Genomic DNA, 14,312 nt, shown 5'->3' on the forward strand with positions numbered 1-14,312 from the left:
GTCGTTGTTTAGATGAATTAGAAGGATAATTGGATACCGGCAGAGAATACGCGGGCCAGCGGATACGCCACGTGACCATAATCTACGCCCCTGTCAAGGATGCTGCCGGAACGACCAATGTCCGCATTGAAACCACTATAGCGTGTGAGGGTAAATAGATTGTCTGCACTGAGGTATGCCCTGACTGAAGTTGTGTGTAGCCTGGCATTCAGACTCTCAGGGATGGTATATCCCAGTTGCAGGGTCTTCATCCTGAAATAGGTACCACTCTCCAGGAAGCGGGAAGAGGTTTGCGCGTTCAGGTTAGGATCGTCTATCACCGCTCTTGGCATATTGGTATGGTGTTCTGGTGTCCATGCCTGCAGCGTTGTTTTTGCATAGTTGTATTCCAGGTTCATGCCTTCCATATCCTGTCTTACACCATTGTAAATTTTATTGCCTGATACTCCCTGCATGTAAATGTTCAGGTCAAAGTGAAATGCGGAGAGGTTCAGACCTACACCGTATTCAAAATCAGGGAACGGACTGCCCATGTGTACACGGTCGGCACTGCTGATAATACCGTCGCCATTGGCATCCAGGAATTTGATGTCGCCTGGAGCAGCATAGGGTTGTATCAGTTTACCATTTTTATCTTTATAGGCATTGATCTCGTCCTGCGACTGGAAGATGCCCAGTGTTTTGATCAGGTAAAAGCCCGTCACTTCGCCACCAGCTTCTGTCAGTGTAGAGGAAGCGCCATGATGGGTGGGCTGGCCGCCAAAGATCTGTTGGGTGCCGGTACCCAGTTCGATCACTTTGTTCTTCACAGAAGAGATCGTACCAAACACGGTATAATTGAACTCCCCGATATGATTGGAATAGTTCAACCCAAGTTCAATCCCCTTGTTCTGGATGGTACCTGCATTTACTACAGGGTTGGTGGAAGAACCAGCGGAACCCGGGATCGGTACATTCAGCAATACGTCGGTTGTTTTCTTAAAGAAGTAATCTACGCTGGCATTCAGGGCGCCTTTCAGGAAACTCACATCCACACCTACGTTGGTAGTAGCCGTGTTTTCCCATTTGATATTAGGAGAGGAGTAGGCTGTCTGGATAGCACCAAACCATTTCTGTTGGGCGTCGCCGATCACGTAGTTGATATTCGACGCAATGGCCGCGCTATATTGATAATCACCTATTTCCTGGTTACCCAGAATACCGTAGCTACCTCTCAGTTTGAGGGAAGAGACGATTTTTGGATCTACATGCCAGAAGTGTTCATTATTGATATTCCAGCCTACAGCTACAGAAGGGAAGTTACCAAAGCGGTTGGAGGCACCGAAGCGGGAAGAACCATCGCGGCGGAAACTCGCGGTCAGCAGGTAGCGGTTATCGTATGCATAAATAACACGGCCTAACGTAGAGAGCAGTATGCTTTCTACACTGTTACCCCCCACGGAAGCGGTACCGGAAGCAGCATCGAGTTCTTTGATACCATCAGGCAAATTCGTTTTCGCCATCAGGTTATAATTGTAATTGGTTTTTTGATAGCTGTAACCTACCAATGCCTGGATGGAGTGCTTGCCGAAATCTTTATTGAAATTTAAAGTGTTTTCCAGCAGTACCATCTGGTTTCTTTCCTTTTCACGGCTCATGTCGTTTGTCTGCTGGATGAAGAGGTTACCTACTTCATGACGGCGCACGTAGTCGTCGGTTTGGCCAAATGAAGTGGTATAACCCATGTTGAATCTATACTTCAGATAAGGGCGTAAAGCCACTTCAGCATAGGCATTAGCGAGGAAGGAGACGAGTTCATAGCTCACATCTTCGAGGTGCAGCAGGGCGACCGGGTTAGGAATATTTACCACGGAACCTGAAGCGCCGCTATAACCACCGATGGCGGAGGTGTCGTAGATCTTATAAGTAGGGATCATCTTCATGGCAGAGCCTACGGCGTTACCACCCTGTCCTCCCCAGCCATCGCTCATGCGGATCCATTTTTCGCGGGTGGCGAGGAAGGTCTGGCCAAATTTGATAATGCCTTTGGTCGATTCCGTTTTGGCGCGGATACCGTACCGTTTGTACCCGGTTACGTCTACAATACCTGCCTGGTCGGTGTACTCGCCTGATACGCTGTAGCGGGAGTAGTCAGAGCCACCGGATATGCCCAGGTAATATTGCTGAATAGGGGCCGTTCTGTAGATGGCATCCTGCCAGTCAGTACCAGCACCCAGCGTAGAGGGATTAGCGGCTATATCGAGCCGGGGAAGGCCTGCTCCGCCATTGCCGGCGTCGTGTGCTGCATTGCTCACGGTCGCCCATTCTTCAGCGTTCAGCACCTCGTATTTTTTAGCCAGCTTCTGATAGCCGACGTTGGTTCTGAAATTAAAGACGGGTTTACCGGCTTTCCCGTTTTTGGTGGTCACCAGCACAACGCCGTTGGCAGCGCGGGAACCGTAGATCGCGGCGGCCGAGGCATCTTTGAGTACGTCCATACTTTCGATATCACCGGGGGCAATGTTGTTGATATTAGCCACCTGCACACCGTCTACGAGGTAGAGGGGATCAGCATTGTTGAGCGTACCGACACCCCTGATGAGGATGCGGGTACCGGAACCTGGATCACCGCCTGCAGATTCCACCGTCACACCGGGGAGCCTGCCCTGTAGTGAGCGACCTACGTTGCTCACACCTTCGGTTTTAAGATCCGCTGCTTTGAGGGAGGCGATGGCGCCGGTCAGGTCTTTTCTTTTTACGGTACCATAACCAATGACCACGACTTCATTGAGCCCTGATACTTTGGGTTTGAGGGTGATATTGATGGTATTGTCGGCGCCTACAGTCACTTCTGCATTGTCGTATTCCATAGAGGTAAAGAGCAGGGTACTGCCTGCAGGTGCGTCGATGGAATACTGGCCTTTTTCGTCACTGTAAGTACCTTTTTGAGTGCCTTTGATCATAATGGCCGCCTTAAAAACCGGGTTTTTTGTTTCGCCGTCAGTGATCTGGCCGGTAATTTTTTTTTGGGCACTGGCCAGAAAAGGGAAGAGCAACAGCAGTAATAGAATAGGCGTTTTGCGCCTTGTCAGGCGCAGTTGGCTGTTTGTCATAAGGGAATTTAATTTAAATGATGAATTGGTTACAGTTGAATATCCTCCATCCCCCTGAGGGTTAGTCAGGGTTTATTGATTGCGCGTTATTACATGGAATAATAGATGTATTTTTGACACTTCTACAATGTAGATATATTTTTTTTAAAACAAAAACCCCACCTTTTTGTGGAGGTGGGGTTTGGGGGATGAGCTACCAGTTGGGGAGGCCCAGGGTTCTGCACTGGTATTTTAATTATTCATGCAACCCGTAGCCCCGGCCAGTTGTATAAAAACACGATTTTAGTAGCATTATCAAAATGGTCATCTACAGTTATGGTAGGATAATGTTTTTTAAAATAAGAATCCCTGGGTAATTTGGAATTACCCATTTAAAAATATTTTAGTGTCGTTTAGACAAGAAAATCAGTTATTGGTAGAACATTTTAAAGAGTTCTGATTTGGTTTTTATACCTAGTTTGTAGAATATGTTTTTCATGTGGTACTGTATAGTATTCAGACTTAAATTTAGTTTTGCCGCGATCGTTTTATAAGGCAACCCTTCCAGGACAAGATCCGTGATTTCTTTTTCCTTCTTAGTCAGGTTTGTTTGTGGTACATGCTTTTCTCCTTTGTTGCGATAGAGCATATACCGAAACAGCTGGTGACTCACCACAGGCTGATCATATTCCAGCATATGCACCAGTTTGCGGGTGATATTGTGGAAGAGGTCCGTCTTTAAGATGTATCCATCCGCTCCTTTGTCAAATGCCTGCTGTATCACCTGCGGATCTTCATCCATCGTCATCACGACTAGCAGCATAGCTGGTTGCAACGACTTCAGCACCGGGATATCTTCTATTCGCTGTTGTGTGCCCGGTGGCATACCCAATAATACAAGGTGTGGTTGTAGCATTAAAAAGCTTTGTGCAGCTGTTGTGGTAGCGGTGTGTAAACATACGGAAAGGTCTGTATGACGTGAAATGTTGAGGACCAGTTCATGGCGGTAATTCGTATCTTCTTCGATTACCCCTATTTTGAACCTTGGGGACATTGACTGTTGAATCATTGGTGTAATAATTGAGGGTTTTCTTTTTAGGTCCTGGTTATGGCGGCAAATATCAGATTTTCTCCAGAATTGGCCTATACTTTTATTTTATGAATAGTACCTGTATTCGTTATATTATATTTGCGCTGATCATTTTTGCCATCGTTTGCAGTATAGGAGTTTATCACCTGATCAGGCATACAGCCATTCCTAACTACTAGTTTATGTGGAGATATTATGCATTACTTTCTGCACTTTTTGCAGGATTGACGGCTGTGCTGGCCAAGTTTGGGTTACAGGGCATCAGCAGCAACGTGGCTACGGCTATCCGTACTGTAGTGATCCTGATCATTGCCTGGGGGATTGTGTTTGCTCGTGGCGAAGTGAAGGACCTGCAGGCCCTGACCCGCAAGCACCTATTGTTTTTAACCCTGAGTGGCATGGCCACAGGTCTCTCCTGGATCTTTTATTTTAAAGCCCTCTCCACCGGCCCGGTTTCCAAAGTGGCCCCTATAGACAAGTTAAGCGTCGCAATTGCCATTGCACTCTCCGCTATTTTTCTCAAAGAAAGTCTGGATTATAAAACTATTACCGGCGCCTTGCTGATTATGGCAGGTACGTTTGTGTTGATTCGTTAATAAAGGTAACAATGAATATATGTAGGTCGTCTTTATAATCATAATCTACTTTGAACCCGTTGGCCGTACAGATCTGGTGAATCACCGCCAGTCCAAGTCCATTACTGGTACTATTGTTGGAAGGGTTGTAGAATCGCTGGAACAGGTGCTTACGGTTCAATGGCGCAGGATGACCGGTATTTTTAATACAAAGCCGCCGTTGACTTAACGTGATCAGAATATACCCGTTTTCATAATTATGCCGGGTCGCGTTGCTGAACAGGTTATTTAGCAGCAATTCAATCAGCTCCTTATTAGCGTGTAACTGCACGGCCTTTACGTCCAGTGAGATATTCAGTGATTTATCCTGCCAGATCTCTACAAACTGCGCAGCCTTTTGTTGTATGATCTGTGCCAGGTCTACAAAAGATTTATTGTCAAATTGCTCGTTTTCTATTTTGGTGAGCAACAGGAGGGACTGGTTCATGCGGGCCAGTCTGTCGAGCGCCTCTGAGGCACTTTGCAGGGCGTTAAACTGGTATTCCGTCAGGTTCTCACCCTGCATCATCATTTCCAGTTTGGACCGGATGATAGCGAGGGGTGTCTGTAATTCATGGGAGGCATTTTCAGTAAATTCCTTTAATCTTTCATAATCCTGTATGGCTTTGGCAGTAGTACGCTCCAGGATACTGTTCATAAACGTAAATTCGTCGATGTTACTGGCAGGCAATCCCAAGGGCTCCCGGTTATTGACTTTGAATCGTTGTAACAGATCAAGGGAGGTATAGAATGGCTGCCATAGTTTTCTGAGGATGGTACTATTAATAACGACCGTCAAAAACAGGACGAGTAAGATGGTACAAAAAGTGATAGCGAAAACAGTTCTGGTGATGTGCTCGGTCGCTTCCAGCGACTTCCTCACTATTACATTATACCATTCGCCGCCAGCCTGGATAGAAAAAGATAACTGCCGGTAATCCTCATGATGATCCAGTTCGACGGTTTTGAATTTTTCTTTCTCATAAGGCCTTTTCGTCTTTTCTATGATGGTCTCCTGGTCTTTCACTTCCACGGGAGTAAAAAGCATATCATGGAGTGCCACATAATTAGTAATTTCCCGCTGTTCGATCCGCAGGTCTTCATCCATCTGCTTTAATAAGGTCAGGTGGAGGGCGAAGAAAAATGCGACACCGGAAAGCACGAAGATCGCAATGGTGGATAGCAGGTTAATATAGTTATACCGGGTCAGTAATTTCATGACAGGGACAATTTATAGCCCATACCATACACAGACCTGATGTAATCGGGACAACCAGATTGCACCAGCTTTTTGCGCAGGTTCTTGATGTGGCTATAGAGAAAGTCATAACTGCCAGAGAGGTCCATTTCGTCTCCGCATATATGTTCTGCTATGGCATTCTTGCTGATCACCTTATTTTTGTTACTGATAAAGTATAACAGCAAATCGTATTCTTTTCGCGTAAGGTCAATGATTTGTTTATTGACAATGGCCGTTTTTTCTCCAAGGTTTAATTGCAGCTCTTCGAATGTTATAATATTATTCCCATTGAAAGATTTGCGCCGGATGATGGCTGCTACACGGGCTGATAATTCAGGCAGGTGAAATGGCTTAGACAGGTAATCGTCTGCCCCGGCCTTGAGACCAAATACTTTATCATCCAGGGAATTCCGGGCGGAAATAATCAGTACGCCGTCGTTCTTATTATTCTTTTTTAGTTCTTTCAGTAACCCGAGCCCGCTACCCCCGGGTAAGTTAATGTCAAGAATGATGCACATATAGTCATACAGGGATATCTTTTCCAGGGCGGTATCGAAAGTATCTGCTACCTCACATAAAAAATTCTCATCAGCCAGGTATTGGCAGATGCTGTCTGAAAGATTCTTCTCATCTTCAATAATCAATACTTTCATATGTGGTGGTTTAGACCTGGGGGTGAAAATAGAGAAGAAAACTGTAGAAATTCTGTAGAGACGTGCGTTTATGCATCGTCGTGTTCGCTGGTGCCGGAAGGGAAATAGCTAACAATCCGGCCGGTCGCTATTCAATGTTCCAGGTGTATTTTGTGCCAAAACCAGCGGAGTTGTCCGTCAGTTTCAAAGCTGTAAAGGTAATCATCCACAGTGTTTCCTGGTGCTGTTTCGCCATCGGAAACTGTTGCATATATACATCCAGGGCTTCCGGTGTGTGTATTATGGTCGCTACACCCGCATATTGCAGCCCTTTTAACTGTGCTACGTCAACGGTCTGATCACAGATAGTACCCACTACATGACTGTTTGCCAACATCAATGCACCATGTTTTGTATTGATCTCAGAAGTCATAAACAGTAACCTTTTCTGCTCATAATCGCATGCGTAGAATAGATTGGCCGCCCAGACATCTCCATTATGAAAGCTGGTAATACTGAGTACATGGTTGGAACGAATGTAGTTCCAGATAATTGATTCGTGATTCATAGGTTGTTTTTTATACGATTCAGTTAGGTAAGGTATCGCATCTATTTCTTTAGACTGTACCCTTTGCATTTCTTTTTTCAGGTGCCAGGGTACTGTACAATCAAAGATGTCTACGTCTTCGTCTACCATTTTCCATGATGCAAAGGTCGGAACAAGCCCGCAGACTGTTAAGGACTAAAGTGCGAAAAAATAGGATTTTTCGAACATGTACACCTTTGCATAATATTTTATACCTTTTGACCTCATTTATTTCATGCACGTTATACTCAGATCACGATTTTTATGAAAAAGTTCACTTACTCCTTACTCATGTTAGGTTGCATGAGTTACGCTGTTCAAGCACAGCAAAACAACTGGCATTTAATCAGGGACAGGATCGTTACGCCATGGGCGGAAAAAGTAGATCCAAATGCCCCTTTGCCGGAATATCCACGTCCACAGCTGGTGCGCGATAATAACTGGAAAAACCTGAACGGCTTATGGAGCTATGCCATCACGCCTGCTACGCAGGATAAACCCGCAAAATACGAAGGCAGTATCCTTGTTCCATTCGCCGTAGAATCGGCATTGTCCGGCGTAGGCCGCACCGTCGGCAAGGATAGTCTTTTATGGTACAATACAAACATCAGTATTCCTGCCGCCATGAAAGGCAAAGAAATCCTGCTGCAATTCGGCGCGGTTGACTGGCAGACTGAAGTCTTCGTAAACGGCAAAAGTGCCGGCAAACACGAAGGGGGCTTCGATCCTTTCTCTATCAACATCACCCCATTCCTTAAGAGTGGTGCGAAACAGGAGATCACCGTGCGCGTATGGGATCCGACAGATGACGGTCCTCAGCCTCGTGGTAAACAGGTAAAGCACCCTGAAGGTATCTGGTATACCCCTGTAACCGGTATCTGGCAGACGGTTTGGCTGGAAGCAGTGCCTAAAACCTATATCACATCTACAAAGAACACGCCTGATATCGATCATCATACCATCAGCGTCAGCACGAATGTAGCAGGTGCGCAGGCTGGCGACCAGGTAAAGGTAGAAGTACTGGATGGCGGCAATGTGATCGCTATGCAGGAAGTAGCGCCATCTGCGACAGCTGTGCTGACTTTGCAGCATGAAAAACTATGGTCTGTCACCCATCCCTTCTTATATGACCTGAAGGTAACGCTTATACGTAAAAACAAACCTGTGGATGCAGTGAAGAGTTATTTTGCCATGCGCAAAATATCTATGGCACCGGATCAGAACGGGATTCAGCGTATGATGCTGAACAATGAGTTTGTATTTCAATACGGTCCGCTGGACCAGGGATGGTGGCCTGACGGTTTGTACACCGCGCCTACACACGAAGCGATGGTGTACGATATTGATCAGCTACAGAAGATGGGCTTTAACATGATCAGGAAGCACATCAAACTGGAACCTGCTACTTACTACGCATATTGTGATCAGAAAGGGATGCTGCTCTGGCAGGATATGCCAAGCGGTGACCTGGGTAATGGCTGGGAGAACAGGCCGGGAATATTAGACCGTGGTACAGACAAAAATCGTACGCCAGAATCAGAAGGCTACTATCGCAAAGAATGGAATGCTATAATGGATGCTGCGTACAATTTCCCTTGTATTGTAGTCTGGACACCATTCAACGAAGCATGGGGGCAGTTCAAAACAGTAGAGATCACCGCATGGACTATGCAAAAAGATCCATCCAGGCTTGTAAACAGTGCAAGTGGTGGTAACTTCTACGAAACGGGGCATATCATTGACCTGCACAACTATCCACATCCTGCTATGCCGAGACCGGATGTATTTGGTAAAAAACAGATCCTGGTATTAGGTGAGTTTGGTGGATTGGGTTTACCGTTGGAAGGTCATAACTGGCAGGGGAATAAGAACTGGGGGTATCAGTCTTTCAAAAACAGCGAAGAGATGTTTAAGAAATATAAAACCTTTACGGATAGATTAGCAGCGCTGATTCCATTGGGGCTGTCTGCAGCCGTGTATACACAAACTACGGATGTAGAGGGTGAAGTAAACGGTTTTATGACGTATGACAGAAAGGTGGATAAATTCCCTGTGCAGCAGTTGAGCGAGGAGAATCGTAAATTGTACCAGGTAAAGGTAAAATAGGTTATTCATAAACGGTATCACCTGAAATAGTTTTATCTTTAAGTAAAATAAATACCGTGGAACCAGGCAAATTAATCTTACCAGGAGAATCATTCTACCCGCTCATTATGGAGCTCTTTGAGAAAAAAGAAAAAGCATCCATATTGTACGACGATCACGGACCTACAAGAGCTGGGGGTATCATCGAAAGTGTGTATGAAAAGGAGGGTAAACACTGGCTCAGGTTGGAGGACCAGACTGAAATCCGGGTAGATCAGTTGCAGGCGGTGAATGGTAATTTTTCTTCAGATTTTTCGACTTGTTGATATGGGAAGGAGCGTGTTTTAAAAATAAATAAACCTTCTCCGAATTGCTTAAAGGACTTATCTTCTTTAAGTACCCGAATTAAAGGAGGCTGTATCTTTCTCAGATATGGCCTCCTTTATTTTTTATCGGTTTTGTTGTATAATTTATCGATTTAATTATTATTGCGTTTTGTGAGATTTAAATTACACCCCATGAAGAATCTTGTAACAGGCATTCACCATGTAACCGCTATTGCCGGCAGTTCGCAGAAGAACCTCGAATTTTATGCAGGCATACTGGGCTTAAGACTGGTAAAGAAGACAGTAAATTTTGACGCAAACAGTGTATACCATTTATATTATGGAGATGAAGCAGGTGCTCCTGGTAGTATCATGACTTTCTTCCCGTACGAAGGATTGAAGCAGGGTCGTCAGGGCAAAGGGATGTTGAATACCACTGCTTTCTCCGTACCCCTGGCGAGTCTGAATTACTGGCTGGAAAGGCTGAAACGCTTTGGTATAGCACACAAGCCACCGGTAGCGCGTTTTGAAGGAGAACTGGCTGTATACCTCGAAGATACAGATGGTTTAGGGCTGGAACTGATCTTTAATGATAAGGATGATAGGAAGGGGGATGCGCATTCGATCCGGGGTTTTTACAGTGTAGAAATATGGGAAGAAGGGTATGAGCGTACAGCGGGCCTTTTGACCACCCAGTTAGATCACGTACTGATCGCAGAAAAGGGCAATCGTTTCCGTTTTGCGGCGAATGATAAACCGGGTAATTATGTAGACCTGGTATGCATGCCTGATAGCCTGAAAGGTTTATCTGGCAGTGGTACCGTGCATCACATTGCCTTTTCGACACCTGATAGCGGGGCGCAAACCAGCATTCGCCAAAAGATCACGGGTATTGGTATGAATGCTACACCTATATTGGATCGTAAGTATTTTCAGTCCATCTATTTCAGAGAACCGGGTGGGGTATTGTTTGAAGTAGCGACGGCATTGCCAGGCTTTAGTGTGGATGAGGCGCCTGCGCACCTGGGAGAGCAACTGATGTTGCCGGAATGGCTGGAACCGCAGCGTACTACGCTGGAGTCCCAGTTGGCACCGATCAGTATTGATTTGTCAGCTTACAAGTAATAGCTCTTTTTTAATATTTAATTTCTGCATTTTTGATATCAGTGTGGTGGGGGGTAAACCCAGCATGATTGCAGCACCATTGGGACCGGAGACCTTGCCTTTGCAGATCTTTAAGACCTTGAGGATGTACTCCCGTTCCATGGCTGCCAGCGGAATGATTTCAAAGTTATCTTCCCGGATGGCAGGTTGATTTACCGGCAGGTTAACCTGGCTGATGGTGGTGCCGGTGCAGAGCAATACTGCTCTTTCAATAAGATGTTCCAGTTCCCTGATATTCCCCGGCCAGGTATAATTCAGCAGGCTATTGAGCGCCTTCTGGCTGATGTTTGTGACTTTCTTACGGGTTTCCTGGGCGTAGCGATTGATGAAGTGTGTTACCAGCATGGGAATGTCTTCCTTCCGCTGCCGCAAAGGTGGTAAAGATACCGGGAACACATTCAGCCGGTAAAATAAATCACTTCTGAACCGGCCGGCCTGAACTTCTTTTTCCAGGTTTTTGTTAGTAGCGGCAATGATGCGCACATTCACACGAATGCTGCCTTTGCCACCTATCCGCTCTATTTCTCTCTCCTGTAATACCCTGAGCAGTTTTGACTGTAGTTCCAGCGAAAGTTCGCCTATTTCGTCTAAAAAGATGGTACTGTTATCTGCCTGTTCAAACTTCCCGATCCGCTTATCCATTGCCCCGGTAAAGCTCCCTTTTTCATGACCAAATAGTTCACTTTCGATGAGGGTAGCGGGAATGGCGGCGCAGTTAACCCGGATCATTTCCTGTTGGGCGCGGGGGGATGCCTGATGAATGGCAGTGGCTACCAGTTCCTTGCCTGTACCCGTTTCGCCGGTAATGATAACCGTACTGTCAGCCGTAGCGACAAGGGAAATCAATTTATATATCTTTTGAATTTCCGGCGAAGAACCGATCAGTTGAGCAGGGCTGTTGCCCTGGTTTAAGTAGTGTCTGCCACCTTTTAGTTGTTCAATTTCTATTTGCTGACTGGCTATTTTTTCATTCGCCAGGATATTGCTGATACCCAGGCCCAGCATATCTGCAATGCCAGTGAGCAGGTCAAACTGGTTGGGCGAAAAAGCGCCGTATTCGTCCGCGTACAGGTACAGCAAGCCTTTTGGTTGATTGGCATTACTGATTTTTGTGACCATCATTTCGCGGATACCTGAATTGTGCCAGTGAATGATGTATGGCGGCACATTCTTATTGCGGATTAGTTTTTTGACATCATATATAATAGGTTCATCAGCATTCAGCGCGATATTGAAGATGCCATCTTCGATGTCGTGTGCTTTGTGCATAATGGGACTTTCATCCACTCTTTTTTTAATAGTGCCTTCATTTGTGTGGAGGAAAGGTGAATGTGTCTTACCATCTTCATTGATCAGGCACAGTGTATAGTATTTCCCGCCAAATAGTGAAAGCAATTGATCAGTGATCACGGTCCACAGTTCATCCCGTTTTTGAGCAGCAGCAATCCTGTTACTGAGAAAGAGTAAAGTTGACTTCTCTTTTTCCCTGAGGGAAATTTGCTCCAGCAGTTGATGATGCGAGACGATGATAGGTTGTTTCCAATCCATAATCGAAAGTTGTGTTCTACAACGAAAGTAGTAAATCAATCGCAGATTTAATAGCCTGATTTTCGATAGGCGAGAGGGGAGGTATTTGTTTTTTGTCGGAATAATTTGTTAAAGGATTGCGGATGTTCGAAGCCTAACTGATAGGCAATTTCGGCAATAGTGGCGTTTGTGGAGGTGAGAATTTCTTTGGCTTTTTCAATGAGCTGGTGATGGATGTGTTGTTGTGTACTCATACCAGTAAGGGATTTGAGCATATCGCTTAAGTAACGGGGGGAGACTTGCAGGTGATCTGCAACTTCCTGTACGGTGGGGAGGTGAGAAGACGTATTAAAAGAGGTGGAAATATACGTGTTCATTTGACATATAAGGTCATTATAGAGGGTTTTGCGGGTAATGAACTGTCGGTTATAAAAACGATTACTATAATTCAATAATAATTCTAATTGGGAAATCATCACGTCGTGACTGAAATGGTCGATATTATTTTCTAGTTCCAGTAGCATGGCGTCGAAGATGGCGGAGATGAGTTTCTTTTCTTTGTCGGACAGATAGAGGGCTTCAGCAACTGCGTAAGAAAAGAAGCCATATTGATGTATGGATTTCGATAAGGGATAGTTGAGTAAGAAATCAGGGTGGAAGAATAGTGTGTATCCTTCATAATCGGAGATGTCGCGGGCAGGTGCGGACATTTGATTCGGGGAGGTGAATGATAATCCGCCTTCTTCAAAGTCGTAATAGCCTTGGCCATAGGGGATCTTTCCTTTGAAGTCGATTTTGAAAGAGATCTTATATAAGTTAGTGACCACCCTTTTGCCTACATCGTTGGGGTGTACTTTGATATTGCCTGTTGGGACCAGTGCGATCAGGGGATGCTGCGGCGCTGGAAGGTCCAGGCGGCGCAGCAAGGCTGAAATACTGGTGAATTGGAGTGGTTCCATGTATTGAAGCTACGGATTTTATTGCGTAGAGGGAGTGGCAGCATTTGCAGGGCTGGCCACCCGATGTTATTGGGCAGATCAGGATATTGTTTATTTCTATATCTGTGTGCTGGTCACTAGCAAACGCAATGTTACTGGGCAGTAGGCCTGATCACAATATCATTCACATCTACATCTGCAGGCTGGTCAATAGCAAACGCAATAGCCCGTGCAATAGCATCCGGGGAGATGGCAATCTGTTCCGCCCGCGCCCTGGTGGCCTCCTTGATATCCAGATTGGTCATGGAATCTGAAAAGTTTGTTTTAATATACCCCGGAGAGACACTGGTCACCCTGATGGTAGGGCCGGCTTCCTGCCTGAGAGCATCTGCTACAGTACGCACCGCATTTTTAGTAGCTGCATAAACTGCCATGGTAGGCACAATTTGCAAACCAGCGGTAGAGATAGTATTGATGAAATGCCCGGAATTTTGTCTTCTAAATACCGGCAGGGCGGCGGCAATGCCATAAAGCACCCCCCTGAAGTTGACATCGATCATATCATCCCAATCTTCCACCCGAAGCTCGTCTAAGGGCGAAATAGGCCCGATTCCGGCGTTATTGATCAGGACATCTAACTTACCGTAGTGATCCAGGGCAAATTGCACGAAATCAGCCAGATCTCCTCTCTTTTTAACATCCAGTGACATGTAAATTCCCCCTGTTTTAGCAGCAACTTCAGCTAACCTGTCAATTCTGCGGGCGCCAAGTACAACTTTAGCCCCCTGGGCGGCCAGCAGCAGGGCAGTGGCTTCGCCTATGCCACTGCTGGCGCCGGTGATGGCGATTACTTTATCTTTTATCATGCTACAAAGATCAGGGGTACAGCGCTGAGAATAGTAGCCAAAAATGTAAAAGGTGTAGCCAAAATGTTATTTCAGGCAAAGTGGGTCTAAAGTTAATTCCGTAGTCACTGCGAGTAAGGAATTTATCCTGATGTTAATTCCATAACCACAGCGAACCAGGATTTTATCCTAAG

The 14,312-nt window shown here is 45.7% G+C and carries 12 protein-coding genes; 4 read left to right on the plus strand and 8 right to left on the minus strand.

Features of this window, described 5'->3' with window-relative positions:
• Nucleotides 1-17: 17 nt before the first annotated feature.
• Nucleotides 18-3,092, minus strand: coding sequence for a TonB-dependent receptor (locus SIO70_RS19640; RefSeq protein WP_320573527.1), 3,075 nt, complete (start codon nt 3,090-3,092; stop codon nt 18-20).
• A gap of 409 nt (nt 3,093-3,501) precedes the next feature.
• Nucleotides 3,502-4,140 (minus strand): response regulator transcription factor, encoded by a 639-nt coding sequence (locus tag SIO70_RS19645; RefSeq protein ID WP_320573529.1) that lies wholly within the window; start codon nt 4,138-4,140, stop codon nt 3,502-3,504.
• Nucleotides 4,141-4,343: 203 nt separating this feature from the next.
• On the opposite strand from SIO70_RS19645, the gene SIO70_RS19650 reads away from it, so the two are divergent.
• Nucleotides 4,344-4,757 carry an EamA family transporter gene (locus SIO70_RS19650; protein ID WP_320573531.1) on the plus strand — a complete coding sequence of 138 codons (414 nt, stop codon included), beginning with the start codon at nt 4,344-4,346 and terminating at the stop codon, nt 4,755-4,757.
• Here the strand turns inward: SIO70_RS19650 and SIO70_RS19655 are convergent.
• The 3 genes from SIO70_RS19655 to SIO70_RS19665 all read right to left on the minus strand — a co-directional run bounded on the left by SIO70_RS19655 (nt 4,726) and on the right by SIO70_RS19665 (nt 7,344).
• Entirely contained in the window at nt 4,726-5,994 is a 1,269-nt protein-coding gene (locus tag SIO70_RS19655) for a sensor histidine kinase (protein ID WP_320573533.1), read from the minus strand. The two genes, SIO70_RS19650 and SIO70_RS19655, sit on opposite strands and share 32 nt — an antisense overlap.
• Nucleotides 5,991-6,668, minus strand: coding sequence for a response regulator transcription factor (locus SIO70_RS19660; protein ID WP_320573535.1), 678 nt, complete (start codon nt 6,666-6,668; stop codon nt 5,991-5,993). The genes SIO70_RS19655 and SIO70_RS19660 overlap by 4 nt, the downstream gene beginning before the upstream one ends.
• A 127-nt stretch (nt 6,669-6,795) precedes the next feature.
• Nucleotides 6,796-7,344 carry a hypothetical protein gene (locus SIO70_RS19665; protein WP_320573536.1) on the minus strand — a complete coding sequence of 183 codons (549 nt, stop codon included), beginning with the start codon at nt 7,342-7,344 and terminating at the stop codon, nt 6,796-6,798.
• A 153-nt stretch (nt 7,345-7,497) separates the two neighbouring features.
• Here SIO70_RS19665 and SIO70_RS19670 point away from each other — a divergent pair, with 153 nt between their 5' ends.
• The 3 genes from SIO70_RS19670 to SIO70_RS19680 all read left to right on the plus strand — a co-directional run bounded on the left by SIO70_RS19670 (nt 7,498) and on the right by SIO70_RS19680 (nt 10,769).
• Nucleotides 7,498-9,339 (plus strand): glycoside hydrolase family 2 protein, encoded by a 1,842-nt coding sequence (locus tag SIO70_RS19670; protein WP_320573538.1) that lies wholly within the window; start codon nt 7,498-7,500, stop codon nt 9,337-9,339.
• A gap of 56 nt (nt 9,340-9,395) precedes the next feature.
• Nucleotides 9,396-9,644 carry a hypothetical protein gene (locus tag SIO70_RS19675; protein WP_320573540.1) on the plus strand — a complete coding sequence of 83 codons (249 nt, stop codon included), beginning with the start codon at nt 9,396-9,398 and terminating at the stop codon, nt 9,642-9,644.
• Nucleotides 9,645-9,836: 192 nt separating this feature from the next.
• Nucleotides 9,837-10,769: a ring-cleaving dioxygenase gene (locus SIO70_RS19680; protein WP_320573542.1), complete on the plus strand. Its 933-nt coding sequence runs from the start codon at nt 9,837-9,839 to the stop codon at nt 10,767-10,769.
• On the opposite strand, the gene SIO70_RS19685 is transcribed toward SIO70_RS19680, so the two are convergent.
• The 3 genes from SIO70_RS19685 to SIO70_RS19695 form a co-directional block, all read right to left on the minus strand.
• Complete coding sequence (locus SIO70_RS19685) at nt 10,755-12,356, minus strand: sigma 54-interacting transcriptional regulator (protein ID WP_320573544.1); 1,602 nt, start codon at nt 12,354-12,356, stop codon at nt 10,755-10,757. The two genes, SIO70_RS19680 and SIO70_RS19685, sit on opposite strands and share 15 nt — an antisense overlap.
• Nucleotides 12,357-12,403: 47 nt before the next feature.
• Nucleotides 12,404-13,294, minus strand: a complete 891-nt coding sequence (locus SIO70_RS19690; protein WP_320573546.1) for a helix-turn-helix transcriptional regulator — start codon at nt 13,292-13,294, stop codon at nt 12,404-12,406.
• Between the two features lie 131 nt (nt 13,295-13,425).
• Nucleotides 13,426-14,139 (minus strand): SDR family oxidoreductase, encoded by a 714-nt coding sequence (locus SIO70_RS19695; RefSeq protein WP_320573548.1) that lies wholly within the window; start codon nt 14,137-14,139, stop codon nt 13,426-13,428.
• Nucleotides 14,140-14,312 lie beyond the last annotated feature (173 nt).

It is taken from the genome of Chitinophaga sancti (genome assembly GCF_034087045.1).
GTDB classification, from domain to species: Bacteria; Bacteroidota; Bacteroidia; order Chitinophagales; family Chitinophagaceae; genus Chitinophaga; species Chitinophaga sancti_B.